The organism is Microbacterium sp. NPDC096154 (assembly GCF_040302945.1).
Classification (GTDB): domain Bacteria; phylum Actinomycetota; class Actinomycetes; order Actinomycetales; family Microbacteriaceae; genus Microbacterium.
Window position 1 is genome coordinate 178,805 of the sequence record NZ_JBEOSM010000001.1, and the last position, 26,293, is coordinate 205,097.

A 26,293-nucleotide genomic window follows, 5' to 3' on the forward strand; every position below is an offset into this window, starting at 1 on the left:
GGCCGTGGAAAGGCGCAGCGGCGACGGGCGCATGCGCCGGCTGGCCCGGCGCGATCGCGCCATGCGGGTACGGGCGGAGCGGGTACGGGCGGAGCGGGTGCCGACCCGGACGCGATCGTCCTGTGCCGGACTGGGCGAGGAGGCGGGGTTACCTCAGCCCGAGCACTCCACGTTCATGTCGCCCTCTGCCGCGTTGCTGGCGGTGTTGTCGCAGGTGACGACGTTGTCGCGTTCGGGGGTGAGCGAGTAGCCGAAACCGGGGCCATTGACCTCGGCGATGTTGCCGCGGAAGGTGTTGCGCGTGCCCCAGCCGTCGAGGATCTCGTGCGTCTGGAACCCGTCGAGCGGCGAGTTCACGCCGTGGTTGTCCTCGATGAGCCAGTCGTTGCCCTTGATGTCGACCCACGAGTCGGCTCCGACGATCGCCGACCCCTCGAAGGTGTTGCCGCGGACGATGCCTCCGGTCGTTCCCTCTTTGATGTCGACGGCCTCGCTGCGCACGCCGTGGATGGTGTTGCCCTCGACCACGTTGCGATCCGACTCGTCGGGTTCGCAGTCGGTGATGTTGCACCAGTTGCTCTCGGCGGACCCGACGTACACGCCCTCGCCGAACTTCTCCCGGCGCAGCCCGGTGTCGCTGATGTCGTTGCCGATCACCAGGTTGTCGGTGCTGTGGCGGCGCAGGTGGATCGCCTCATCGCCGATGTGGAAGACCGTGAGGCCCTCGATGGTGGATCCCTTCGTGCCGTCGGCCATCACGCCCTTCTGGCCGTTCGTCACGCTGAAGCCGATGAGGTGCCAGTACTCGGCCTGATCGAGGTGGAACACGTAGCCGCCCTTCACGCCATCGCCGTCCAGGATCGCGTCGGACGAGCCGCAGAGCGTGATCGGCTGATCCTCGGTGCCCGACTCGGTGGCCACGAACTCGCCCACATACCGACCGGCCTGAAGCTCGATGACATCACCGGGAGCCGCCTCGTCCAGTGCCGTCTGCAACTCGGCGGCCGTCGACACCGTGACGGTCGGCGACGGGCACTCGGTGGTGGTCGATCTCGGCGGCTCGGGCGGCGCCACGGGGTCGTCCTCCGAGTCGTCCTCCTCGTCGTCATCCGAGCGGGTCGGCGAGGGGCTGGCCGACGGGCTGGGGCTGGCGGTCTGCCCGAGGGTCGTCGGGTCGGGGTCGCCCGCGGTGCCGTCGGCGCCGGCGGCGTCGGCGCCCGTGGCCCTCCCACTGGCGCTCGCGAGGGCGACGCCGCCCCACAGGGCGCTGACGAACAGCGCTCCCAGGAGGAAGGCGGCGATCGCGAGCACGAGCGGATGGGTGCGCAGATAGGGGATCACGACGACCGCTCCTCTTCTCGGCGCAGACGCGGACGCTTGCCGATGTGCGACCACGGCGCGGGCTGAAGGCCCAGCGCCTCGGGTGCCACGACGCCCGCGGTGAGGGCCGACATCGGCACGCGGTTCGCGTAGGGGTGATGGATCCCCGCCCGCCGCCGTCCGATGCTCGTGAGGGCAGTGATCAGCAGCAGCAGCCCGAGCGACAGCCACATCACCGTGAGCGGCTGGAAGATGCTGCGCAGCACCACATCCAGCGGCTTCGTGCTCTGCCACTCCACGACCCGGTTGCCTGAGCTCGCCACGTCGCCGCCTGCCCGCGCGACGTCGATCGCGCTCGGCCCGATGCCGGACACCTCGTTGTCGGTCACCGACGACGCGACGGTCTGATCGATCAGGGTGACGGCGTGGTTCGTGACCCCCGTGACGGTGTTGCGGTCGATCACTCCCCCGGCATCCCGCAGGTAGATGCCGATCTCGCCGCCGTCGACCTCGTTGCCGCGCACGAGCGCCTCCACCACCCCGGCGCGCAAGGCGATGCCCTGCTCCTCCGAGCCGGTGACGAGGTTGTCGGTGACCTCGACGGTGTCGACGTCCGTCGAGACGACGATGCCCATGCGCTGGTCGGTGACGGTGTTGCCGTCGACCACGAGCTTGGTGCCGCCCATCACATCGATTCCGTACCGGCCGTTTCCGGATGCCTCGCTGTTGACGACCTGGTTGTTGCCGTAGCGCCCGACCGCGGTGCCGGTCGCGCTCGGCCCGTCGGCCAGAGGCCCGCCCTGCAACGTGATGCCGTTGCGGCCGTTATCGGTGGCCTCCACCCTGTCGAGGCTGATGCCGCTCGTGGCCCGGGTCAGGAGGAACCCGTCGCCGCCGTTGTCGGAGGCGGTCGACGTGCGGACGATCGTGTTCGTCACGTATCGGTGCAGCACGAGGCCATCGACCAGGTTGTGCTCGAAGGTCGAGTCTCTGATGTCCACGCCGTCAGCGCTCGTGATGAACATTCCATAGGCATTGTCGCGGCTGACCACGTTGCGGAGGAAGGCCGAGACGTAGCTGTAACCCGACAGATCCGGCGCCGTCGAGAGGGTGTCGACCCCGCCGGCGGGCAGCAGCTCGCTGCCGTAGACCTCCGCGGGCGCCTGGGTGGGCTCGGCCTGGAGGTTCTGCGGTGCGTAGTCGGACAGCACATCCGGGGTCGTCGTGCCGGTGAGCGAGACGCCTCCCGTCGTGCCCGCCCAGAACCCCAGATCGTGGAACACCACGTCGGCGAACGAGGCGTGGCCGCCCGTGACGCGGATGTAGGCGCGCCCGTCGGATGTCTCCTTGTCGGGCTCCGACTCGACCGGGTCCCAGCTCGTCACCTCGAGGGGCGAGTCGGTGGTGCCAGAGAACTCGAGAGCACCGCCGATCGTGACGATCGACACGAACGCGTCGGGGGTGCTGCTCATGTGCAGGCGGAGCCCATCCGGGCTGCTCAGCTTCAGCGTCGCATCCTGCTCGACCACGATGTTCTCGCTCAGCAGATACGACCCGTCGGGCTGCCGCACGAACGTGCTGGGCGCGTACTCGAGCAGGTCGTCGAGCGTGTACGGCGCCTCGCGGGCGATCAGCACGAGCGTGTAGGTGTTGCCGGTGACCAGGCGGTAGGGCTTGCCCTGGTTGACGTTCGTCCACCCGGCCGCGTTCGAGATCGAGCGCACCTCGACGAGGCGACGATCCTCGGCGCCCACGAGCAGCGCCTCGGCCTCGGCGTCGCCCGGGTAGGGCTGGCCGGTGACGACGGTGGCGTCCTCCGGCCCGTACGACCAGTCGACCGCGGGCTCATCGGCGTGCACGATGCCGGGGAGGAACGCGAGGACGGCGGCTCCGACGAGCCCGGCGACGCCGGCAAGCGCCCCGCGCACGGTCCGCGTCCTGCGCGGCGATCGATCCTGTGCATTCATGCGAGGGCCTCCTCGGCGACGAGCGTGCGGGCGGTCTGGCCGTCTCCGCCGATGGCGGTGGCGCTGCGCGTGAGCCAGCCCTGCTTGTTCATGGTCACGAACGCGTACAGCTTGATCGGCAGCGCGATGAAGATCACGACGAGCACGATCAACGGAAGCATCAGGATCTCCTGCGGGTGACGCCGCAGGTGCGAGAAGCCGCGGATGCCGCGGGTCAGCACGACCCAGGCGACGGCGGTCCAGATGCCGATGGTCGTCAGCTCGAGGCGGCTGAAGAAGAGGTACCCCAGCGTGAGCCCCATCGTGACGGGCGTCAGCAGGATCTGCAGCACGGTGACCTTGGTGACGAAGGGCGTCTTCCAGAGCCAGCCCTTGAACATCGCCGTCAGGTAGCAGCGGTACGAGTTGCGGCTCCAGCGCACCCGCTGCTTGACGAACGCGCGGAACGTCGCGGGGAACATCGACAGCGCCTTGGCCGACGACTGGTGCACCGTCTTGTACCCGGACGCGAGCACGAGCCAGGTGAGGCGGCCGTCGTCGCCTGCGATGCAGCGGCGCCCGAGGAAGAACTCGTTCTCGAGGTCGTCGAGCACCGGCATCACGGCTTCGCGCCGGTAGACGGCGGTGCGGCCGGAGACGCACGGAACGGCACCGGCCTTCCCCATGGCGGGCACGTAGTCGTAGTAGCGCAGGTCGACGAGCCAGTCGGCGACGCGGCGCCAGACGCTCGTCGTGCGCTGGTAGACGTTCTGCTGCGTGCTGACGGCGCCCACCTCCGGGTCGATGAACGGCTTCTGCACGTTCTCGAGCAGCCCCGGGGTCCAGCGGGTGTCGGAGTCGACGAGCAGCAGCACCTCGGAGCGTGCGGCGCGGATGCCGACCCCCAGCGCGCTGCGCTTGCCCGCGTGATGGAACAGGATCGGGTGCACCCGCTCATCGCCGAGGTCGACGATGCGCTGGTAGGCCTCGGTGTCGGCGACGTCGAGCACGATGATGATCTCGGTGGGGTTCTGCTCGCGCCACGTCTCCAGACAGCTCAGCAGGATGTCCGGGTCCTCGTGGAACGACGGCACGACAACCGAGGTCGTGGTGCGGAAGTCGCTCTCGATGGCCTTGGCGCGCCGCGACAGGATGACCCGGTAGAGCCACAGGGCCCACACGACGGTGCCCGCGGCGGCGAGCGGGAAGTACGGCAGCAGGGACACCGCGAACGCGACGATGGAGTCCCAGCTGAAACGCAGCTCGGCGAGCATCGAGAGGACGTCTGCGGGCGGGTGGACGGCGGATGGCAGGAGCGGCATCGGGTGTGCCCTTTCTCGGCGGGGGACTCAGGCACAGACCCGGAGCGGACCTCACCGGGATAGATACGGCCACCCCCACTCACTGGGAGAAGTCGCCTGAATCGGCCGCGGGGCTCCCGCTCAGCGGTGCACAACCCCCACGCCGACGCCTCCGGCGCGCGCTATCGCCGGCGCTCGCCATCCTCTCGGCGCATCCGTTCCCGGATTCCGCCGTCCACCGTGGTCGTGCCGGCCATGGGCTCGTAGATGGCACCGACCGTATGCGGCGCAGGGTGGCCCCGCTCCGTCTCCACGTCGACGACCTTCGCCGAGAACCGTTCGGTGAGGTCGGGGAAGAGCCGATGCGAGAGGTTCGCGCCGCGCGCCTTGGGGCCGACCGGCTGCTCCTCCTTCGGATCCGTGCATGCGGCCACGATCGCGTCCACGACGATGGCGGGATCGTCCATGGCCGCCATCCGGAGCGCGTGACCGGTGTAGTTCGCGGCGTGCGTCCACCAGGGGGTGTCGACGGCCCAGGGCATGATCGTGCCGACGCTGATGGTCTGATCGAGGCCTGCGATGCGCAGCTCTTCGTTCAGCGTGCGGCTCAGGCTGAGGACCGCGGCCTTCGATGCCGCGTACGAAGACTGGTACGCGAGCGGAACCTCGCTGTCGATCGAACCGACGTTCACCAGGATGCCGGAGCCCTGCGCTCGGAACTGGCGCAGGGCAGCGTGCGCGCCGTAGATGAGCCCCTTCAGGTTCACGTCGACGATGCGCGCGTGGTCCTCGACGGGGATGTCCCAGAAGAACCCCATCGCCCCGACTCCGGCGTTGTTGACCCACACGTCGATGCGGCCGAATCGCTCGACCGCCGCGCGGGCGAGGTCGGCGATCGCCGCGGGATCGGCGACGTCCGCTGTCACCGGAAGCGCATGGCCTCCGCTGGCGGCGATCTCAGCGCCCAGCTCGTTCAGCGCATCGGCGCGGCGCGCGGCGATCACCACGTTCGCCCCCAGCTGCCCGAGGCGCTGTGCCGCACCGCGCCCGAAGCCGCTCGAGGCGCCGGTGATGACGATGGTCTTCCCGGCGAGGTTCTGTGTGTCCGTCATGGCGCCATCCTGCGGCGCCCGCGGTCGCGCGGACAGGGCCTTGCGCTCGGCATCCGGCCGTGATGCGCGAAGGGAATGAGGGCGGCCATAGCGCGAGGGAAGCCCCCGGATGCACCGGGGCCCCTCGCGCCAGCCGTCACACGGTCGTGTAGCCGCCGTCGACCAGGTAGTAGCCGCCGGTGATGAAGGATGCGTCGTCCGACAGCAGGAAGCGCACCAGGTGCGCCACCTCCTCGGGCTGGCCGAGGCGCCCCAGCGGGTGCTTGCCGCGAAGCGCCTCGTACGCCTGAGTGGGGAGGTTCGCGAGGAGCGGCGTCTCGATGTAGCCCGGGCCCACGGCGTTGATGCGCAGGCCCTCGGGACCGTACTCGGCTGCGGCGTTCTTCGTCACGCCGACAACGCCGTGCTTCGCCGCGGTGTATGCGGAGTTGCCCAGCGCGGCGACCATGCCGTGGATCGACGCCATGTTCACGATCGCGCTCTCCGCGGCGCCTGCCTGGAGCATGGCGGGGATCTGATAGCGCATGCCGTACAGCACACCGTTGAGGTTGATGTCGATCACGCGGTTCCAGTCGTCGATGTCGACGTCGCCCGTGGGCGCCTGACGGCCGCCGATGCCGGCGTTGTTGACGGCGTAGTTGAGCTTGCCGTACGTCTCCACCGCGAAGGCCACGGACTTCTCGCTGTCCTCGGGCACCGCCGTGTCGGCCCGGAATGCCGCGGCGACGCCGCCCGCCTGCGTGATCTCGTCGGCCACGCGCTCCGCGGCATCCAGCGCGATGTCGGCGACGACGACCTTCGCGCCCACCGCTGCGAGCTCCTTCGCGATCGCCTCGCCGATCCCCGAACCTCCGCCCGTGACCAGGGCGACCTTTCCTTCGAACGTCATGAGTGACTCTCCTCTCTGGAACGGTGAGACCTCGCGGTGTGCAGAGATCCCGCTCCTCGACGCTACTCCGGCAGGGGCCGCCGAGGGCCGGTGGGACGGAGCACGTGGGGCGGCACGGGAGCAGATATCGCGCCCCGGTGCAACCCCCGGCCGAACTTCGCGCGCCGCCGACCCCGGGTGGAAGGGTGGGGGTCGTGACAACTCCTATCGAGCGCCTCAGCGATGCCGCGCACCAGCGCGGCCTGACCGTGGCCGTCGCCGAGTCGCTGACCTCGGGGCTCCTCGCGAGCGAGGTCGGCAAGGGGGAAGGCGCGGGCGACTGGTTCTGCGGCGGCGTGGTGGCGTACCGCATGCCCGTGAAGACGCACGTTCTCGGCGTGCCCGAGGACATCGACCCGGCGTCCGCCGAGTGCGCGACTGCACTCGCGAGCGGCGTGCGCGCTCTCCTCGGCGCCGACATCGCCGTGTCGACCACCGGCGTCGGCGGCCCTGACCCCGACGGCGGGCATCCTGCGGGAACCGTGTACCTCGGCTGGGCGACGGCGAACGACTCCGGAGCCCACCACTTCCAGTTCGACGGCCCGCCCGAGAGCGTGCTGAGCGCGACGGTGGCGCATGCCCTGGACGCGCTCGCCGCGCTCGCCGAAGGCGACCGGACAGGCCAGGCGGGCATCGGCGGCAGAAGCGACCTCAGCGGCAGGTGACGATGCATCGGGAGCCGGTGTGAGGACGAAGTTCTGCGTCGAGCGGCTGAGGGCTGTCCGCGATCGCATGCAACCCGAGTTCCTCCCGACGAAAGGCGCACAATGAGCTTCCTCGACCGGCATCTGATCGTGGACGGGTCCCGGATCGCCTATCGGGACCGGGGCGACGGCGAGCCCGTCGTGTTCATCCACGGCACACCTTCGTACTCTCACGAATGGCGCCACGTCGTTCCCGGGATCGAAGCAGCCGGGTACCGGGTCATCACATACGACCTGCTGGGCTACGGCGATTCGGAGCGCCCGCTCGACAAGGACACCTCGGTCGGAGGCCAGACCGAGCTCCTCGGGCACATCCTCGACGCCCTGGGAGTGGAACGGGCCACGATCGTCTCTCATGACATCGGTGGCGCCATCGGCCAGCGCTTCGCACTCTTCCACCCGGACAGGGTCGCGCGGCTGATGCTCATGGACACCGTGAGCTACGACTCGTGGCCATCCGAGACCTGGCAGACGATACGCGAGCACATCGACGAGTACGTCTCGATCTCGCCGCAGGAGTTCGAGCAGCTGCTGACGAAGCAGCTGAGGATGACCGTCGAGGACCAGGCCGCCATGGAGGGGCCGGAGTTGGACGCGTTCCTCTGGCCGCATCGAACCGGCGTGGGCCGTGCGTCGTTCTTCCAGCACCAGGTCAGCCACTACGACTCGACCTACACACAGGAGATCGCGGGCCGACTCGGAGAACTCACCGCACCGGTGCGCATCCTCTGGGGTGAGCACGACCGGTGGCAGCCCCTGGCATACGCGCACCGGCTGCTCCGCGACCTTCCCAACGCATCGTTGGCGGTGCTTCCGGGGGCCGGTCATTTCCTCATGGAGGACGATCCCGAGTGGGTCGCTCGCGAGGTCCTCGACTTCCTTCGCGACGGCGAACGCTGACCCGGGCGCTGCCGGAGCGTCACGCAGGACGCTGCATGCGCAGGGCCCTTCGGATGCCGACGGCGACACGTGCCGGACTGTGGGCCATGACGCCGATGCCGCGGGAGGCGGGCTGTACCGCGCGTACCCCCGCATTGCGCGAGCGCCGGTAGCGGTCCAGAACGCCATGCAGGCCGTGATCGACTCCCCCGCCAGCGGCATCCCGACTACCCTCGTCGAACTGCGACGCCTCCGCCGCATCCTGAAACAACGCACCGCGGACGTCCTCGCGTAATTCGATCCGCCCGGCACATCGAACGGCCCCGCTGAGGCGATCAACGGACGCCTCGAACACCTCCGCGGCAGCGCACTCGGGTTCCGCAACCTCAAGAACTACATCGCCCGGTCACTGCTCGAAGCCTGCGGCTTCAGACCACGCCTGCACGCTCAAATGCGATGAGCCACTTGACGGGGTCGCGCGGCTCGCCCTGCGCATCGAAGGAGGGAGAGGTCTCTCACGAGTGTTCGCGTCCAGGTCAGTCGCGCGTCGGGTCCTGCCAGTTGCTCGGCGGGGGCGACCAATCACGGGGGCCCGGTTCGCGGTCGTACCATCCGGCCCGGCTGATCTTGTGACCGGTGGGACGGCCCTGGAAGAACCGAGATGGCTGCTCGAGCGATTCGGGCGAGGTTGCGCGCGCTGCGGATGCGGCGGGTGCGGCCGGCGTCCGGTGGTACCGCGCCCGCTCGCGAGCGCGGCCGCGCTCATCGATCGTTCGCCGGAGCGTGTAGGAGATCCTGCTGATCAGCCGCGCGATGCCGTTGAGGATGCCGCGCAGCACGAAGAACATGATCAGTCCCATGACTGCGGCGAGAGCGATCCAACCCGCCGTGATCACGACGGGCTGGAACTCGGGACCGCCGAGGTATTCGAAGAACGCGCGGCCAGCGTCGCGCACGTCCGGGGGGAGGGTCAGCACACCCGGATGCTATCGGTCAGATGCGCCAGACCTGGTTCGTCGCAACCTGCTCGGCGGTGTTCGCCGGACGGATGTCGAAGTCCCGGTCGACGTCCCTCTCGGCGCACGACAGCCCGTCAGGAACGAGACGACCGAGGCGTCGCGATCATCCCGCAGACATCCCACGACGATGACGCAGCTGAAGCACGCTTCGTTGGGGTTCACGACTCTCAGCCCTTCGATCGAACGGAAGCCACTCGCCGTCCCCCGCTGCGCCCCCGTGCTGGTCGCGATTCTCGTTGCCTAACGGCGCAGGCAGTCTCCGCAGCGGCAACACCTGCCACACGCAACGCCAGGAAGTTCAACGCGCTGCCGCCCAGGGCTGCGACCGCGATGAAGATCGGCACAGACTCCGGCGACCAGACAGCCACGAAGGAGATCAGCGAGCAGAGGACCGGCCCGATCGCTACCAGCAGCCACCAGCGGCGCACGAGCCCCCACGCGAGGCGGGCGGCTACAAGCCCCATCGATGTCGGAACGATCGCGCCGAAGCACCCGCTCACCGCGACCCACGCGGGCAGGGCGCTCGGCGCTCGCGGGTCCTCCAGCCATCCCCACCCCCAGCCGTGTTGGTGCAGCGTGTACATGAGGACCAACACAGCGCCGGTGAGGAAGTTGGATATCGCCAACGCCACAGTCGCCCTTCTCGAGGGGAACGCCGGGGCGGCGCTGTACTCGCTCAACGCGGGGGTTCCCGCTACGTTCGAGCAGCGTCCCGAGGTTCTTCGACCGTTGCGCCCAGGCCCACATCACATCGAAGGGATCACCTGGCTGGATCCTATATCTCTGGAAGAACGAGCGCAGCACACCGCCCTGTAGCTACCTTCGGCGGTCCGGTCGAAACCCAGCAGATCGCGGCGGCCGCCGCGACTTCCGCGTGATCCCGCGGAACGCGGACCGGTCGTCGGCCTCGTGCTCCCTGACGACGATCCGTACTCGACTGCCGTCTACAGCCTGCTTCTTGTCATCTCCGCGACTCCGCCCGAGAGTTTCAGCCCATTCCGGCCCAACAACCAAGCATCCGTCATCGCAGGAAGTCGGCGGGGTCGAATTCCTCGATGGGGATGATGCGCACGCGCGGCAGCGGCGCGTCGAACGCACGGGCGTCGTACTCGAGGTCGAACAGCTCGAGTCCCCGGATGCCGGAGAACTCAGCGCTGCGGAACTCATGGAACGCGAGCACCCCGACGCGCCGATCCCCGACAAGCCGCGCGACGTCGTCGACGAAGTCGCGGTCGTGGCTGACGAGCACCACGTCGCCCTCACGGTCGGCGAGCGCGCGCAGGGTGCGCTGGATGCCGATGTCCACGATTTTCTCGTCAGCCGCGCCGGACAGCGGAACCGGCTGGTAGCCGAGCGCGAGCAGCGCCTGAACGAAGGGCATGGGCAGATTCGTGCTGGCGTTCAGGAAGAAGAGTCCGTGGGCCGGGTTGCCCCACCGTTCCGCGACGAACGTGAGCAGCCGGTCCCACCGCGGTCGCTCGTCGGGCTGCGGCCGACGCCCCAGAATCGAGCCACCGAGGGTCGCGTCGATGTTCTCGCCGTCGACCAGAACCCAAGTCTTGCGTTCCGCCACTGGCCATCCCCCGGTTCGTCCGCCGGCCAGAGGCCGCTGACCCGACCGTAGCAGGATGCCACGGGCCGCGGCTTCCGCTCGCAACCGGTGTCAGTGAGGCTCTTGCCCGGACGTCGCCTCCAGCCACAGCTCGCATCAGGGGGTTGTCGGTTTGTACCCCTGTGCAGCGGAACCGGGTTCGGCTCCCGCCGTCGCATTCAAACTGGTCAGTCTGAACGTTCGTGACCCACAGCGGGCTACGCGGGCGGGCTTGGTACGCGTTCGGCCCGCCCGTCAAGGGGATCTGCGCGATCCCGTGCGCCACTCATGATCGGATCATGACAGCAGACGAACACAGCCAGCCCGTCAGCGGGGAGGATGAGGACGACCTGATCGAGCACGTCGTCGACGATGTCCATGACGAGATCCTTCGCGGGCATATCGCGGACGACGTCAGCCACGTGCTCGGGGAGCGTCTCCACGAGGTCGGGGTGGAACTGCGCCCGGAACGGGTGGACGACCTCGCCGAAGACATCGAGAACGACGTCTCGACGTAGGCATCGCTCCGGATCAGAAGCGCGCCCCTACCTCCTTGGCGCCGGAGACCTCGATGAAGCACCTTGCCCACGGCGCCCTGTTCGACGGCATCCTGCGCCACCGCGGTCTGCCGCAACGGGAACAGCGTCAGCGGCAGCCCGGCTTGCTCGCCGACCGCCAGCGCGCCATCGCGCAGCGCGGCGCTGATGTCTTCGTCTGCGGCCGAGAAGGCGCCGTGAGCGACGTCAAGCCAGGCGCACCGGTCAGGACACGCGCCCTCAGTCAGACAGGTCCTGGAAGTGCTGAGTCACATCGCAGTTCCGATCAGACGCGTCGGAGTTGTCTTGCTCCCGGCTAGGGAAAGGACAGAGGCCCGGTCATCCTTTGATGCGGATTTCCGGGCCTCTGATGGCTCCCCGGCTTGGACTCGAACCAAGAACCTGCCGTTTTGGCGGCGGCCGGTCGAGTCCCTCGCGGGAGCCAAGCGTCTGCGAGGACAACTTCCGCGTGATTCTGCGGACTTTTACGCTTCCTCCGCCCGCCTGATCCCAGCCGACGGCGTCGGCGTTACGCCAATCTACATGCCGATTCACGGCCCTTCTAGGGTCGGCGGGCGAGTTTTCTGTCCGTTTCCTGGACTGCCGTCACGTTTCCGACGCGAACTGAAACGCTGCCGTATCCAAAGAGGATTAGAGATCGCGGCACCTCGTGCATCCACGTGCCGCGGACCGTCCGGGTGACGCGTCCGCGCAGCCAAACGGTGCTTCCGAGTTGCGCCCCACTGAACCGCCGATGCGGCACGTGACGCAGCCGCAATCCGGCTCGATCACAGGGACCTCCTCGAGAACGGAGCCGCGCTGACTCCGAGGAAACCAGCCGCTAGCACGCCCTGGATCCATCCGTTGCCCTGCCGTGGTAGACCTCTGTCAAACCAAGAGCAAGGTGGTCTGACTACCGACCGGATGCGTTGGATGGCCGCGAGCTACTGGGGCACATCCCCCGCCGAAGCCCCCGGTCAGCCCCGAAACGAATACCGGGCACACAAGCTGACGAAATGACTAAGCCTGGAGCAGATCGAGGAAGTGCTGCAGCGGTACGCATCCGGCGAGAGCGCGGCCTCACTTGCGACCGCCTCCCGAGTCGCGACCTCGGCGCTCAGACGCCTGCTCCGCGAACGGAAAGTGGTCGTCCGCAAGCATGGCGTGCCTGATGAGCTCGCGAAGCTGCTGGCGACAGCAGTACGAGGCCGGCGCAACGATCGCCCAGCTCGAGGAACGGCACGGACTGTCACACGGCGCCGTGTCACGAGCGCTCAAGAATCTCGGTGTACAGATGCGGCCGAAAGGTCGGCCACGAAAGTCGTGATGCCGACGGCGTTACAGCTGCTCGAAACGGTCAAGAATCCGCTCGAGCCGCTCGACGCCTAGGCTGTGGCGACTCATGCGCACGTACGCCAGAAGGAGCACCCGGTCGTAGCCACCGATGCGGCGGAGCTCGCTCAGCCGTCCGAGTGCCTGCTGCGCGGTAAAGGAGTCCTTCCAGGCACCGTTCCCAGAGAACACGACTTCCTCGAAGCACTCCAACGCATCGTCGCTGAGGCCGTGGGACATCACCTCGCCGGTGACGACGTTGTAGGCGCCCTTGAGCCGCGCCCACGGCTCGAAAGGGCTGGACCCACTCGACGAGCACGACGACGCTCTCTTTCAGCCGGTGGACATGCTTCCGCATCGTCGTCTCCAGCGGCTTCCAGGCGATGACCACGCTCTGGTCGTCCGCCCAGCCGGAGCGGTCAGTCACGACCTGCAGCTTCTTGAACTCAGGCTCATCATCCGCGAGCGGGCGGTTCGGCGAAGCGATGACCGGGCTACCGCCGTAGTGTCGCGCGACATGCAGCCCGAGTTGCTTGCCGCCTTCTATCGTGTCGGGGTCATTCCGCCATGGCACGTAGAGGTACTGGTGCTCAAGAATCTCGGACATGATGTCGCTCACGGCGGACCTCCCTGGTCCCAGCCCAAGATAGGGCTGGGCTCCGACATCAGCTCTTCATCGGGCAGCGATTGCCCCCCAGTGAACACTCTGCAACCAGGCGGCAAGCCGCGAGTAGTCGAGCACCCCGGCATTGCTGAGATACGTCAGGAACCGCGACGGCTGCTTCGCGCGGAGGTTCCCATACTTGGTGGGAACGGCTGCTGAGCGGCTCAGAATCACGCCGTGGCGCGCGCGGGACATCATCACGGACAGAATCCGGGCTTCTTCGGCGATTCCTTCGGGAGAATCGGTCTCGCGGAAGTCAGGGATGGACCCTTCCTCGAACCCCACGACGATGACCCAGTCGAACTGCTGCCCCTTGCCCGCGTGGCCGGTAAGAAGGTGGACGCCGGGTGCCGTCGTGAGCGTGTGTCCGTCACCGATGATGATGCGCGCGCTGACTTGAGACGGGGTCACTCCCTCGAGAAAGCGGTCGGCGCACCAGCCGAGGGCATCCGCGAGGTTCTCCCTGCCGGTCGGCTCGACTACCGAGTCAAAGTCGGCCGCGTCCCTCAGGAAGGCGGGCTTGTCGTCGGATTCCTCGTACTTCGCGATACTGAACCTGGCCAGCATCGACTTCATGCGCCGCGCCGTCTCGGTATCCAGCAAGCCGTCGTCCCAGCGGTAGGCCCTCACGTTGGCCGCCGCCAACGCTTCCTCCACGTACTGCCGCCGGGACGCGAGGCGGGTGATGATGCCGATGCGATGCGACGGTACGTGGCGAATGAACCCTTGGACCAGGTCGGTGACCCAGGCGCCTTCGTCTTGGACAGACCGGTGCCACACCTCGGCCGCCAGTCCGCCGCCAGGCCAGGAGGCGGGATCGGCCGAAGTGAGCGGCACACACGATGTCAGGTGCGCGAGTGAGTTGACGAGCCCGAGGACGGCCGGCGATGACCGATGGGACTCTGCGAACTCAATCGTCTCTGAGCACTCTTCCTGCACGGCGGCGAAGACCTCGGCCGGTTTCGCTCCTGCGAACCCGTAGATGCCCTGCGCCAGGTCTCCGGCGTACGTAGTGCGTCCCTTGCCAATAGCGTTCACGATGCGGAGCTGTTGCGGGGTGAGGTCCTGGAACTCATCCACGACCACCGCCCCGAAATGGCAGCGGTAGAGGTCGGCGACCTCCTCATGCGCGAGAATGAGCTCGGCTACACGCGGCATGTCGTCGTACGTGAGGCGTCCCTCCGCCACGCGCTCGCGCTCGATTGCCAGGGCCGCCTCATGCCCTGCACCCGCGAGCAGCGCCTCAACCTCCGCATCCGTCCGCGGCTCCTGTTTCGCCTCGCGCAGCGCCTTCTGGACGTCGCCCGACGTATTGAAGTCGAACCCCTTCTCACGGCATCGGTCGCGCACCCAATCGTTCTCCGGCAGGATCATCGCGGGGTCGAGCCCGATGACGTTGGCGTGGGCACGGAAGAGGCGGGCCGACAGCCCGTGGAAGTTCGCCACCGTGACCAGGTCACGCAGATCAGCTGCGCTCAGGTACCCCTGCAACCGCTCGCGGATGTTGTCCCGAGCGCGATTCGAGAAGGTGACGACAAGCACCCTGCGCGGCGCCGATACGTCGCCTCTCTTGAGCATGCCCTGGATCCGCAGCGCCAGCGCCTCCGTCTTTCCGCAACCGGCGGGCGCGATGACGAGCAGGTTGGGTGTCGTGGCGTCTCGGATTGCGAGCTGGGCCTCGGTCGGCTGCAGCATCTATTCCGCAATCTCGCTCAGGAGGCTCTCGATGCTCTGGATTTTCGCCGCGCTCTGCGCCGTGAGCAGCGGCGCGACGGCGAGCGCAGCTCTTACCTTTGTCTTGCTGTCGAGGCGGCAAAACCCGGCGACGTCAACAGCGGTAAACTCGCCGCCTTCGCCTGTGGGTTGCAGCCTCCGGAGGAATGTCGCGGAGAAATAGCCACAACCTGCAAGCGCCTCTTGGACAGCTTCCGGGCCGAGAGCCGCGACGTACTCTGCCTCGAGGTCCTTGCGGGAGACCCAGACCGAGCGCGAGTTGAGTTCTTCGGACGGGACCCCGAGGTGCTTGGCCATGTCGGATTCCGCATCCTCGTCGATGAGCAACGACATCGGGATGTCGAAACCGTTCGGGCCGAACAGCTTCTCCACCGGCCCCATCTCGCCCGAGCCGTCGACTTCTAGGACGGAAACGCCGAGCCGGTCCAGCTGCCGGTTAGTGACTTCAGCAGCCCGTTCCAGGATGACGCGGTCTGAAGTGCCTTCGACCGCCACGACCCGGCGGGCCGTGAGCGGTTCGAGCCTGTCCCGCACCCACCAGCGCACGAACATCCGTTCATCGGAGGAGAGGAAGCCAGCCGTCGGTTGGACGACTCGTCCGCCGGGTTTCACAGTCAGAATCGAGTCCGGGTCGAATGCTCCCACAATGTCGGACGAGTGGGTGGCGATGACCTTCTGATTAGCACCGTCACGCAGCAGCCGTGCCAGGGTGCGCTGACCCGTCGGGTGCAGATGTACCTCGGGCTCGTCGATGCCGACGACGTTGGCGCCGACACTCATAAGGTCATATAGGGCGATAGCGTACATCGCGCGCGTCCCATCGGACTGCTCCGAGAGCGCGTGCGGTTCGCCGTCCTTGGCTACCTGCAGCCGGACGTCGCTCAGCAGATCGTCTTCGGCGGATGCACCGCTGACGAAACTCAGGTCGTCCGTGCCAATGGTCTTGGGAAGCGCCTTGGACAGCTGCGCGGCGAGCGAATCGCGGATATGGCCCAGTGCTTCGGACGCGGTCAGCGCCTTCTGGAACTGCTCGGCAGCCTCTTCGAACGCAGCCTTCTCGGAGCCGAGCTCGACCGTCGCCAGCAGCTCATCGACCGGCGTCTTGCGCCCCTCGCGGAGGTCCCGGGTCTGCGACGTGGCGCTCAGGAACTTCCAGCCGAGGCCGGCTAGCTGGTCGCGGGAAAGTTGCCGCCCGTGGCCAGCGTGGGGCGCAACGCGCGCGATCGACACCGTGTCGTTCTCGTCGATGTCCGCGCTCAGCCTGATGATGAGCGACCGCTCCTTGGCTACCGGGTCGACAGTGGCCTCATCAGGGAACAGCGCCTTCTCGTCCTCAGAGAATCCGGTCAGTTCCACCTCGACGGCGAAGGGCGCTCCGGCGTCGCGGAAGTCGTCGGCCGTGATGGCCGAGTAGAGCTGGGCAGTGCTCGCTCCGAGCACGAGGTCGAGGCAACGCAGCAGCGAGGACTTGCCGACGTCGTTCGGTCCGACGAGCACCAGGTGGTCGCGAATCTCAATCTCGACATCTTGCAACCGCCTGTGGTTCTCAACCTTGAGCCGGTTCAGTCTCAATTCGCGCTCCTCGGTCCGTTCTTCAGCGTTCGTTCCAGCTTGCCGTGGAGTTCGCGGAGGACTTCCGCTCCGAACTCGCTCGGGCGGGCCAATCCTTCTTCCACGAGCCGCGCGGCAATTGCGCGCTTGCTCGGTTCGCGCAAACCACTCTTTCCGGCCCACTCCTTGATGACGCGGGGCCAGACGCGACCCTTCGGGTCCGGCATCTTCGGCAGCGCGGGCACCGTGACGCCCGGGTTCGACTCGGCGAAGAGCCTCCCGAGCGTCTCGCCGTAGGCTCCGGCGTCGAGCAGGTTCTCGAGCGTGAGAGCGCCGAGCGACACGATTCGTTCTTCCGGCACGCCGCCGGCGACGAGCTTGCGGCGGCGCTCCTGCCCACCGGAGTCATCGTCAACCAGATAGGCCACTCGCGCACCGGCCAAGTTGAGGTCGCCGTACGTCTCCGTCGGAGCCTCGGAGAGGCCGGGTGCGACCTGGTATTCGAGGTCTTCGTGCCCAATGGCTGCCTTGATGAGCGAGGGCAGCAGAATCATCTCGGACGCGCCTTCGCCGAGCACGACGAACCGCGCGGACGAGAACGCGGCCGCCCCTGCGCCCATGGCGAGAAGGAGCGGAGCGAAGCCCGCCGACCCGTCCCAGAAGCTGCTTTTGATGAGGCTGCGCGCCTGGTTCGCCGGGTCGGGAACGACCGCGCGGATGTTGGTGCCGAGGTCCGGCGGCAGGCACGCAGGCGAGTGGGTCGTGTAGATGATCTTTGCTGCCTGACGCTGGGTCATGAACGTGGTGACCAAGTCGGCCTGCGCATCGATATGCAGGTGCGTCTCCGCCTCGTCAATCAGAAGAATAGGCGGCGTGGTTTCGCCGCGTACTGCGAGGAAGGCGACTAGGGCGACAAACATCTTGAGGCCTGCGCTTCGCTCGTCGAACTGCGTGATGTTCTTGCCGTCTTGCTTGATGAGGATGAGCAGGTTCTGCCCGTCGGTCTTCAGATGAACGGTGATCTGCGATTGTTTCCACGCGGCGCGGAATTTTCTCGCCAGCACCTGATTCGCGCCCTCGACAAGAGTCTCGCGCAGGCCGATGTCTTCCGAGGCGTACGTAGCCCAAAGCTGCTCGAGGTCGAGCTCAGCCATTCCCGTAAGGTTCGCGAGCGCCGCAGGTACAGCGGCGACGAGTTGCTTGCTCAGCGTGTACGTCGAGGACAGGGTCCGATCGGCTTGACTGAACAGGAGAATGCTCGGCGCACGCTTGTACAGCGCATTCCTCACCACAGGCGCGGGGTCTTCCCGGTCAACCCACTCAAGAACTGACGAAACCGCTTCACGAAGCTCCTCGCCGAGGCCGTACTCCTCAAGTTCAGCGACGGCGGTGCGAAGGTCGTCGGCTGCCGCATCTGCGGCGCCGCGTACGCCGCCTTCGCCGACATCCGCCAGGAACCCTTCCACAACAGACCGAACGACATCCTGGAGCGCAACACGGCGTTCGTCGCGAGGTTCGGCGTCCTCGTCGTCCTCTTGAGGCGGCGCGTATGCAAGAACCTCCCAGGCCTTCTCCGAAGCTACGGCTCGGAGCTTCGCGACGGCTTGTTCGAGCGGTTGCAGCGCCTTCACTGGCACCGGCTCGACGCCGACCATTGTGCGACCACCTGACGCTCGACGCGAGAACGAGACCGCGCGGGGAAGCTCTTCGAGATCGAGTCCTTCGACAGCCTTTCGGTCGTCATCATCGAGCAAGTAGCGAACGGTAACGACGGTGGCATCATCCGGCACGTCCATTCCGCGCGATCGTTCGGGCTTGGAGAGCTCCGCATCGTTGTCGACTGTGTATGCGAGTGCCTTGAGAAGCGTTGTCTTGCCAGCCTCGTTCGGGCCGACGATGGCGATGACCTTGTGATCGAGGTTCACTACGCCATCAGCGAGACGTCCGAATCCGTGAACTTTCGCCTTCACGAGCCTCATTGCTCACCTCCAGCGCCCAGCCCGAAGAACCTCTCGAAGAACCGCGTCAACGCTTCGACCACGCGCTTCTTCTTCTCGCCGTGCCCGGCCTCGCGGTTGAAGCGCGACACGGGCGGCAGGATCCGGGTGATCTCAGTACCGCTGGTTCGAAGCTGGCCGTAACGAAAGGCCCTATCGACGAACGCCCGTGTCTGGTCAGGCTTGAGGTTCTCCTGCTCAATGATCGCCTGCAGCTCGGCCTGACGCTTCGCCTCGACGAACGCCTGCCACTGCTCATCCACCGCGCCGTCTACAGAGACGGAGTCGACGAAGCTCTCCACAAGGTCACGCTTGCTGCGCAGGCTCGGGCTGGCGTCGACGGCACGGGTGATCTGAGCGCGGATCTCCTTGTCCTCGCCGTCGCCCTTCTCGCTGCGGAGCTTCTCGACCAGCATGAGGATGTAGTCGACGTTGATCTCGACCTGCTTGACGAGCTCGATCTCGAAGACGACGTCGTCGTTGATCGTCTCCTTGTCGCTGTCACGGCCCTTGCGGAACTCGGCGTAGAGGTCGAGATAGACAGAGCGGTAGTCCTGCCCCTGGCGCTCAGCGAGCGGGTCTTGGCCGGCGAACTCGTCGAACGAGGTCAGGATGTTCTGCAGCCGCAGGATGGCACCAAACAGCCCGATGAAGTCCTTCTGCGCGGTCTCGCCGACGATGGCCTGCCCGAGCGGGTAGGCCTGCAGAAGCTTGATGACCTTCTCGGCATACTCGGCGTAGTACTCGCCGTACGGCTTGAGCAGCACAACGCCGCGGGCGTCCTTGTTTCCGAACAGCTCGAGGGCGGCGTTCGTCTCCTCCTCGAGGTCGCGGAAGGCAACAATGTTGCCGTACGTCTTGATGGAGTTCAGGATGCGGTTGGTGCGCGAGTACGCCTGGATGAGGCCGTGCGAGCGCAGGTTCTTGTCGACGAACAGCGTGTTCATGGTGGTGGCGTCGAAGCCAGTCAGGAACATGTTGACCACGATGACCAGGTCGATCTCGCGGTTCTTCATCCGCTGCGACAGGTCCTTGTAGTAGTTCTGGAACTTGTCGGCGCTGGTGTCGTAGCTCGTCCCGAACATCGCGTTGTAGTCGGCGATCGCCGACTCGAGGAAGTCGCGGGCTCCGCCGCTGAGCGCTTCGGTGTCGAACGCCTCGTCGTCGAGGATGCCGTCGTCGGTCGCCTCGTTGGCGCCATAGCTGAAGATGACGCCGACCTTGAGCTGCTGGTCCGGCATCAGCGATTCCTGGCGCTCCTTGAACGCGAGATAGTACCGCTGCGCGGCATCGATAGAGGCAGTCGCGAACAGGGCGTTGAAGCCACGGACGCGCTTCTTCTCCTTGATCGCCTCAGCCTGACGACGGGTGCGCACCGACTCCGCCACGTTCGTGACGACGGAGTGCTCGTAGCTCGAGGTCCGTCGAGTCTTCTGGTCGAAGTGCTCGAGCGTGTACTTGACGATTTCGCCGATGCGGCGGGAGTCGAGCAACGCCTTCTCGCGGTCGATGGACGAGACCTGCTTGTCGTCCGGGTTACCGACCTTCACGGTGTTGATGTAGTCGATGCGGAACGGCAAGACGTTCTTGTCCATGATGGCGTCGACGATCGTGTAGGTGTGCAGCTTCTCACCGAATGCCTGCTCGGTGGTGCGCAGCTGCGGGTTGCCACCGGCGCCGGCGTTGGCCGAGAAGATCGGCGTGCCGGTGAAGCCAAACAGGTTGTAGCGCTTGAACGCCCGCGTGATGTCGGTGTGCATGTCACCGAACTGCGAGCGGTGGCACTCGTCGAAAATGATGACGACGTGGCCCGAGTAGATCTCGTGGCCCTTGTTGGCCTTAATGAAGGTCGACAGCTTCTGGATCGTCGTGATGATGATCCGGGCGTTCGGATCCTCGAGCTGCTTCTTGAGGACGGCCGTGGAAGCGTTCGAGTTAGCGGCGCCCTTCTCGAAGCGGTCGTACTCGCGCATCGTCTGGTAGTCGAGGTCTTTGCGGTCGACGACGAAGAGCACCTTGCTGACGTCGGGCAGCTTGCTCGCCAGCTGGGCAGCCTTGAACGATGTCAGGGTCTTGCCGGAGCCAGTGGTGTGCCAGACGTAGCCGCCGGCTTCGATGGTGCCCAGCTTCTTGTAGTTGGTCGCGATGTCGATCTTCTGCAAGATCCGCTCGGTCGCCACGATCTGGTACGGCCGCATGACCAGCAGGTCGCGGTCGGCGGTCAGCACGCAGTACTTTGTGAGGATGTTGAGCAGGGCGTGCTTGGCGAAGAACGTCTTAACGAACGCCGTCAGCTCCTGGATCGGCTTGTTCTGCGCGTCTGCCCACCACGAGGTGAACTCGAACGAATTGCTCGACTTCTTGCCGCGACCCGGCTTGGCGCTAGCTTCCTTGAGGTGCTTCGCGCGGGTGCTGTTGGAGTAGTACTTCGTCAGCGTCCCGTTGCTGATCACGAACAGCTGGACATACTCGAAGAGGCCGGAGCCAGCCCAGAAGCTATCGCGCTGGTACCGGTTGATCTGGTTGAACGCCTCGCGGATGTCGACGCCGCGGCGCTTCAGCTCGATGTGCACCATCGGGAGGCCGTTGACCAGCACGGTGACGTCGTAGCGGTTGGCGTAGTTGCCGCCGCCGTCGCTCTCGTCGCCCTGGGCGATCTCGTACTGGTTGATGACCTGGAGGCGGTTGTTGTGAACGCTCTTCTTGTCGATGAACGTGACGTTCCGTGTGGAGCCATCGTCCCGCTTCAGGACTTGGATGTGGTCCTCCTGCACGCGCACCGTCTTCTCGACAATGCCGTCGTTCTGACCAGCCACCTTCGTCCTGAAGAAGGTCTCCCACTCCGGATCCGAGAACGTGATCTCGTTGAGGGCTTCCAACTGGGCGCGCAGGTTTGCGACCAGCTGAGCCTCCGAGGTGATCGGGAGGTACTCATACGCCTGGCCCTGCAGCAGGCGAACCATCTCGCGCTCGAGGTCGGCCTCCGACTGATAAGCCGTGGCTTCGTGAGCGTCCGCGATGTACTCCGAAACGACCGTGCTCTCAGCCGAGACGGCGATTGGGTCGTACCTGCGAGCAGCGGCGTCGCTCATCTTGCGAGCTCCTTGAAGGTGAAGAGTCGGTCGCGGTAGTGCTCGTACTGCCGGCGACGAGCCGCACGCTCATTTACAAGAGAGTCATTCAACTCCGTCGCCGCCGACTCAAGTCGGCGAAGCCGCTCGACGACCTTCTGCTGGGCGCCCGTGGATGGAACCGGAACGATTACGCGCTTGAGTGCGTTCGCGTTGAACTGAGGCTGGCCGCCTGTGCTCACCAGGGCGTTGGCCTGATCCCAGTACGCTGTGCTTTGCGCGAAGTACCAGTAGTAGGCGGGAAGCAGAGTTCCGTCCGGAAACCTAATGCGGATAAGAAATGACGCGTAGACCGACGGCTCTTCGGAGTCGAACAGCATGGTCTTTCCGAACGTGCCACCGGTACGAGCCATCAGCAGGTCACCGACCTTTACAAGATACTCGTCGGCGCTTCCCTCCGGGCTCACGTACTTCGCGCCATCAGCCAGAAGGCGACCATGCGATCCTATATCCGTGATCCGGATGAAGCGATGCGTTCCCGACAGCGACGCCTTATCGGTGTAGCCGTACTTAAACTCCGCGATCTCTCCGAGCGGCACCAACGGGACGTCTCCGTTGACACGTGTAAGCAAAGAGAGGAAGTGCGCGTACTGAAGGCGGCGAGCCCCGAGCTCTGCATCAATCGTCGCCTGAAGCTCAGTTTCCAGACCACTGAACCTATCAAGGATATCCACAATCGCCTCCTGAACCCGGGTCGGTGGGACAGGGATCTGAATCTTGGCGAGGGATTCCCCTGAGATGCGACGCACCTTCGTGCCGGAGATGTAGCGACGTTTCTGGTCTTGGAAGGACGTCGATTGAAAGAAGTAAGCAACGTACATCGGATTGAGTTCGTGCCGATAGATGTACGCGTCACCGCTCAGAACGACGTCTGTGGCGCCAAGCCATGCGGTGGCCTTCGCAACAGCGTCATCGTCCTCGCTGGTGGTGGCAATCAAGAGGTCACCCGGCTTCGCGTGGCGAAGCTTGACGGCGATAGCTTCGTCTGTAAACGACTTCGTCTCGGCCGTCGATACACCGTAGAAGGTGTGGATCTGCCCGTAGTGCACCGCGGGCACACCCTCGTCACGAAGATCAGACTTCTGCAGTCCGTTGCCGCGAATGAGAGTACCGACCTCGCCGAGGGCTTTGCGGTCGACGCCGTTAGGAGCCAACTGTGCGATCAGCTCTTCAACGTAGCTCATGAAGCGGCCCCCTCTCCCGCGATCTCATCGACGTTGTCGACGTTCCAGCCCAGCTCGTCGATCGCCTGCGCGAACATGTTGTCCCGGCTGACCTCGTCGACAACACCAAGAACCAACTGAAGGCACGGTTTGAACTTCTGCAGCGCCTCGGCTTCCCCCGAGTCACCGTGGATGATGCCGCTCAGTTCCTTGAAGAGCTGATATCCATCGCTAGAGAAACGCTGGGGAATGATGCTACGGAGATTGTTGACCTGTTCAAGCACAGCGGCGAACGGGCGTGGATTGCCGTTCGGCTTCTTCGTTTCGACGCCCACGATCTCTGCAACCTCCCAAGTGACCTTCTCGAAGATCTTGCGAAGGTAGATAACGGCGCCCGCACCGAGGCCGTTTTCATAGGCAAGCTGTGCACGGTTGATTAAATCCGCGAACGGGCCCTGTGGCGCGCCGGCGCGCTCTGCGCGGTCCCGAAGATTCTCGGTGTACCGCTCGACGCGCACTTCAGGCGCCCGCGAGTTGATCGGGCCCTTGGCCGCCACCAGGAACCATGTCTCAACCGACGCCCCGCACACCATGCAACGCAAGGTCGCGTCAATGCTGACCTGCTCGTTGCTCACCCCAAGGCAGGAGAGCTCCTCGCCTGACTCAAAGGGACGCACGTCTCCACAAGAACGGCATTGGAAGTTGTGGATGACCTTTCCAACCCTGATCCTCTTGTGCTTCCCCCATCCAAGCTGACGGTCGCCAAGAAAGCCTTCGACCTGAGCCGATGTAGCTACATCAGGAGCCTTCGAGAGAAGATCAGACAACCTCATGTCCCCCCACCTCCAGGTCTGCGACGATCTCGTCGATCGCAGCGCGGAGCTCGACCTGACGTGCGACGATCTGCTCAAGCTCGCTGTTGAGCACCGCGATGTCGATGGCTTCGCGCGTGTCCTCTGCCTCCACATAGGACGAGACGGAGAGGTTGTAATCGGCCCCCGCAATGTGCTCATTGCTGACGAGCTTGGCGAAGTGGTCTTCATCTTCGCGGAGCTCGTATGCACCGAGGATGTTCCGCTGGTGATCTGGGGTCAGCCTGTTCTTGTTGCCGATACGGTCGGACTCCGCTGAAGCGTCGATGAACAGCACATCGTTGGACTTCTTCGACTTTTTCAACACCAGGATGCAGGTCGCGATGGTGGTGCCGAAGAAGAGATCCGCGGGTAGCTGGATGACGGCGTCAACGTAGTTGTTGTCGATCAGGTACTTGCGGATCTTCGCTTCCGCGCCCCCGCGGTAGAGCACGCCAGGGAACTCGACGATGGCCGCCGTGCCGTTCACGGCGAGCCAACTGAGCATGTGCATCGTGAAGGCGAGGTCGGCCTTCGACTTCGGCGCGAGCACACCGGCGGGCGCGTAGCGTTCGTCGTTGATGAGTAGCGGATTGGCGTCACCCTCCCACTTGATCGAGTAGGGCGGGTTGGAGACGATCGCTTCAAAGGGCTCGTCGTCCCAGTGAGCCGGGTCGATCAGCGTGTCGCCGTGCGCGAGGTTGAAGTCGGCGTAGTTGATGTCGTGCAGGAACATGTTGATTCGCGCGAGGTTGTACGTGGTCAGGTTGATCTCCTGGCCGTAGAAGCCCTGGCGGACGTTATTCTTGCCGAGCACCTTGGCGAACTTCAGCAGCAGTGAGCCCGAGCCGACGGCCGGGTCGTAGACCTTGTTGACCGACTTCTTACCCGACACCGTGATGCGCGCCAGTAGCTCGGAGACCTCCTGCGGCGTGTAGTACTCACCGCCGGACTTTCCGGCGTTGGCCGCGTACATCTGCATCAGGTACTCGTAGGCGTCGCCGAAGAGGTCGATCGAGTTGTCCTCGAAGCGCCCCAGGGGCAGGTCGCCGATGGCGTCGAGAAGCTTCACGAGCTTCTCATTGCGACGGGCGACCGTGGCGCCGAGCTTGTTGCTGTTGACGTCGAGGTCGTCAAACAGCCCCTTCAGGTCGTCCTCGGAGTCAGTGCCGAGCGCCGAGCCTTCGATGTTCTTGAACACGCGCTCGAGCGTCTCGTTGAGGTTCTCGTCCTGTGCCGCGCGCTTGCGGACGTTGGCGAATAGCTCGCTCGGGAGGACGAAGAAGCCCTTCTCAGCCACCACCTCGCTACGCGCGAACTCAGCCTGCTTGTCGTCGAGGTGCGCGTAGTCGAAGGCGGCGTCCCCAGCCTCGTGCTCGCCTTTGTTGATGTAGGCGGTCAGGTTCTCGGAGATGAAGCGGTAGAACAGCATGCCGAGCACGTAGCTCTTGAAGTCCCAGCCGTCGACCGAGCCCCGCAGGTCGTTGGCGATGCGCCAGATCGTCTTGTGCAGCTCGGCACGCTGGGTTTCTTTGGTGATCGGCGGCATTCCGTAGTTCTCCTTGCGCAACGACGCGCGTTCATCAGTGCGGTTTACTCGGGCTCTCAGGCTATCGGCGAACCACCGACACTTGACGTCGGGACTCGGTCGATTCGCGCGACCGGAACAAGCTGAGCGGCGCGCGAGCCGGAGCCCCAATAGTCGTCTAATCAGGTGCTTTCCCGACGAAGTACTTCCCACCAACTCACTCAGGAGCTCGACTCACGCTCCTCGGCTTCCGTGGCCACGGCACGTCCGCCCTCGAGCAGTGACTCAAAGAACCGTCCCTCCCGGCTTCGACAAGGCCAGGGCGGTGTCGTCGTATCCGGGGCCGAGCGAACCGCCCGATCGGTAGCATTCGGGGGTGTTCCTTACCGAGCCGCGCGGCTTCCGTGCCCGCGATCGCATCGAAGAACGACTTCTCATGCTCGGCAGCGAGCCCGCAGTGCAGCCCCTCACCGAGTGGTCGCGGCGCCTCGAAGCGATGAGCCCCGGGAAGGTCGTTCCTCACATCGATCCCGCGGACGCCGGCGTCGACGCCCGGGTGCTCTTCGTCCTCGAAGCGCCGGGTCCGATGACGAACGCGAGCAACATCCGCCCGGGGTCCGGGTTCATCTCCGTCGACAACGACGACGCCACCGCCGCCAACATCTGGCAGGCACGGTCGGACGCCGGGCTTCACAGTGGATGCATGCTGTGGAACATCGTGCCCTGGTATCTGGGCCCGGCGTCCGTCAAGCCGACGAAGTCGGAACTCGGTGAGGGTGCCGCGTCCCTGCTCGAACTGATGGGCCTGCTTCCCAAGCTCACCACGGTGATCCTCGCCGGCAGGATCGCGCAGCAAGGCTGGCGGGCTCACATCGCAAGCTCGCTGCGGCACCCGCCCGTCGACGTCATCGAAACCTGGCACCCGTCGCCTCTCGCGATGAACCAGCCGGGCAAGCGCGACCAGTTCGCTGCCGCCCTCGCAAGTGCGCCCAGATCGGCTTAGCCC

Annotated in this window: 21 protein-coding genes and 2 pseudogenes; 6 read left to right on the forward strand and 17 right to left on the reverse strand. The window is 65.7% G+C overall.

Annotation, left to right across the window (positions count from 1 at the left end; all coding sequences use genetic code 11):
- Positions 1-153: 153 nt before the first annotated feature.
- From ABTW64_RS00875 to ABTW64_RS00895, 5 genes are all read right to left on the reverse strand, one after another.
- Complete coding sequence (locus tag ABTW64_RS00875; RefSeq protein ID WP_350618213.1) at positions 154-1,341, reverse strand: right-handed parallel beta-helix repeat-containing protein; 1,188 nt, start codon at positions 1,339-1,341, stop codon at positions 154-156.
- Positions 1,338-3,287, reverse strand: a complete 1,950-nt coding sequence (locus ABTW64_RS00880; protein WP_350618215.1) for a right-handed parallel beta-helix repeat-containing protein — start codon at positions 3,285-3,287, stop codon at positions 1,338-1,340. The genes ABTW64_RS00875 and ABTW64_RS00880 overlap by 4 nt, the downstream gene beginning before the upstream one ends.
- A complete protein-coding gene (locus ABTW64_RS00885) occupies positions 3,284-4,588 on the reverse strand; it encodes a glycosyltransferase (protein WP_350618217.1) in 1,305 nt (434 codons plus the stop codon). The genes ABTW64_RS00880 and ABTW64_RS00885 overlap by 4 nt, the downstream gene beginning before the upstream one ends.
- A 161-nt stretch (positions 4,589-4,749) precedes the next feature.
- On the reverse strand, positions 4,750-5,679 hold the full coding sequence (locus ABTW64_RS00890) for an SDR family NAD(P)-dependent oxidoreductase (RefSeq protein ID WP_350618219.1): 930 nt from the start codon (positions 5,677-5,679) through the stop codon (positions 4,750-4,752).
- A gap of 136 nt (positions 5,680-5,815) precedes the next feature.
- Positions 5,816-6,568, reverse strand: coding sequence for an SDR family NAD(P)-dependent oxidoreductase (locus tag ABTW64_RS00895; protein WP_350618221.1), 753 nt, complete (start codon positions 6,566-6,568; stop codon positions 5,816-5,818).
- 194 nt (positions 6,569-6,762) lie between these two features.
- Here ABTW64_RS00895 and ABTW64_RS00900 point away from each other — a divergent pair, with 194 nt between their 5' ends.
- The 3 genes and pseudogenes from ABTW64_RS00900 to ABTW64_RS00910 all read left to right on the forward strand — a co-directional run.
- Positions 6,763-7,272, forward strand: a complete 510-nt coding sequence (locus ABTW64_RS00900) for a CinA family protein (protein WP_350618223.1) — start codon at positions 6,763-6,765, stop codon at positions 7,270-7,272.
- 102 nt (positions 7,273-7,374) lie between these two features.
- On the forward strand, positions 7,375-8,211 hold the full coding sequence (locus ABTW64_RS00905; RefSeq protein ID WP_350618225.1) for an alpha/beta fold hydrolase: 837 nt from the start codon (positions 7,375-7,377) through the stop codon (positions 8,209-8,211).
- Between the two features lie 178 nt (positions 8,212-8,389).
- Positions 8,390-8,650, forward strand: a pseudogene (locus ABTW64_RS00910) (transposase); the annotation flags it as partial.
- A 76-nt stretch (positions 8,651-8,726) separates the two neighbouring features.
- Here ABTW64_RS00910 and ABTW64_RS00915 read toward each other — a convergent pair.
- From ABTW64_RS00915 to ABTW64_RS00925, 3 genes are all read right to left on the reverse strand, one after another.
- Positions 8,727-9,167, reverse strand: a complete 441-nt coding sequence (locus ABTW64_RS00915) for a hypothetical protein (protein ID WP_350618227.1) — start codon at positions 9,165-9,167, stop codon at positions 8,727-8,729.
- A gap of 209 nt (positions 9,168-9,376) precedes the next feature.
- Entirely contained in the window at positions 9,377-9,889 is a 513-nt protein-coding gene (locus ABTW64_RS00920) for a hypothetical protein (protein WP_350618229.1), read from the reverse strand.
- 341 nt (positions 9,890-10,230) lie between these two features.
- Positions 10,231-10,782, reverse strand: a complete 552-nt coding sequence (locus ABTW64_RS00925) for an NYN domain-containing protein (RefSeq protein ID WP_350618231.1) — start codon at positions 10,780-10,782, stop codon at positions 10,231-10,233.
- A 317-nt stretch (positions 10,783-11,099) separates the two neighbouring features.
- Here ABTW64_RS00925 and ABTW64_RS00930 point away from each other — a divergent pair, with 317 nt between their 5' ends.
- Positions 11,100-11,318 carry a molybdopterin-binding domain-containing protein gene (locus tag ABTW64_RS00930; protein ID WP_350618233.1) on the forward strand — a complete coding sequence of 73 codons (219 nt, stop codon included), beginning with the start codon at positions 11,100-11,102 and terminating at the stop codon, positions 11,316-11,318.
- A 56-nt stretch (positions 11,319-11,374) separates the two neighbouring features.
- Here ABTW64_RS00930 and ABTW64_RS00935 read toward each other — a convergent pair.
- Positions 11,375-11,530 (reverse strand): annotated as a pseudogene (locus ABTW64_RS00935) (NADPH:quinone reductase); the annotation flags it as partial.
- Between the two features lie 977 nt (positions 11,531-12,507).
- Between ABTW64_RS00935 and ABTW64_RS00940 the strand changes: the two are divergent.
- Positions 12,508-12,663, forward strand: a complete 156-nt coding sequence (locus ABTW64_RS00940) for a helix-turn-helix domain-containing protein (protein WP_350618235.1) — start codon at positions 12,508-12,510, stop codon at positions 12,661-12,663.
- 11 nt (positions 12,664-12,674) lie between these two features.
- Here the strand turns inward: ABTW64_RS00940 and ABTW64_RS00945 are convergent, their stop codons facing one another.
- The 8 genes from ABTW64_RS00945 to ABTW64_RS00980 form a co-directional block, all read right to left on the reverse strand.
- A complete protein-coding gene (locus ABTW64_RS00945) occupies positions 12,675-12,908 on the reverse strand; it encodes a hypothetical protein (protein ID WP_350618237.1) in 234 nt (77 codons plus the stop codon).
- 433 nt (positions 12,909-13,341) lie between these two features.
- Positions 13,342-15,027: a UvrD-helicase domain-containing protein gene (locus ABTW64_RS00950; RefSeq protein WP_350618239.1), complete on the reverse strand. Its 1,686-nt coding sequence runs from the start codon at positions 15,025-15,027 to the stop codon at positions 13,342-13,344.
- Positions 15,028-16,638, reverse strand: coding sequence for an ATP-dependent nuclease (locus ABTW64_RS00955; protein WP_350618241.1), 1,611 nt, complete (start codon positions 16,636-16,638; stop codon positions 15,028-15,030).
- Complete coding sequence (locus ABTW64_RS00960) at positions 16,635-18,596, reverse strand: AAA family ATPase (protein ID WP_350618243.1); 1,962 nt, start codon at positions 18,594-18,596, stop codon at positions 16,635-16,637. The genes ABTW64_RS00955 and ABTW64_RS00960 overlap by 4 nt, the downstream gene beginning before the upstream one ends.
- On the reverse strand, positions 18,593-21,706 hold the full coding sequence (locus ABTW64_RS00965) for a type I restriction endonuclease subunit R (protein ID WP_350618245.1): 3,114 nt from the start codon (positions 21,704-21,706) through the stop codon (positions 18,593-18,595). The genes ABTW64_RS00960 and ABTW64_RS00965 overlap by 4 nt, the downstream gene beginning before the upstream one ends.
- Entirely contained in the window at positions 21,703-22,929 is a 1,227-nt protein-coding gene (locus tag ABTW64_RS00970) for a restriction endonuclease subunit S (protein ID WP_350618247.1), read from the reverse strand. The genes ABTW64_RS00965 and ABTW64_RS00970 overlap by 4 nt, the downstream gene beginning before the upstream one ends.
- Positions 22,926-23,543: a hypothetical protein gene (locus ABTW64_RS00975; RefSeq protein WP_350618249.1), complete on the reverse strand. Its 618-nt coding sequence runs from the start codon at positions 23,541-23,543 to the stop codon at positions 22,926-22,928. The genes ABTW64_RS00970 and ABTW64_RS00975 overlap by 4 nt, the downstream gene beginning before the upstream one ends.
- A gap of 184 nt (positions 23,544-23,727) precedes the next feature.
- Positions 23,728-25,308 (reverse strand): type I restriction-modification system subunit M, encoded by a 1,581-nt coding sequence (locus tag ABTW64_RS00980; protein ID WP_350618251.1) that lies wholly within the window; start codon positions 25,306-25,308, stop codon positions 23,728-23,730.
- A 415-nt stretch (positions 25,309-25,723) separates the two neighbouring features.
- Here ABTW64_RS00980 and ABTW64_RS00985 point away from each other — a divergent pair, with 415 nt between their 5' ends.
- Positions 25,724-26,290 (forward strand): uracil-DNA glycosylase, encoded by a 567-nt coding sequence (locus tag ABTW64_RS00985; RefSeq protein WP_350618253.1) that lies wholly within the window; start codon positions 25,724-25,726, stop codon positions 26,288-26,290.
- The last annotated feature ends 3 nt before the right edge of the window (positions 26,291-26,293 follow it).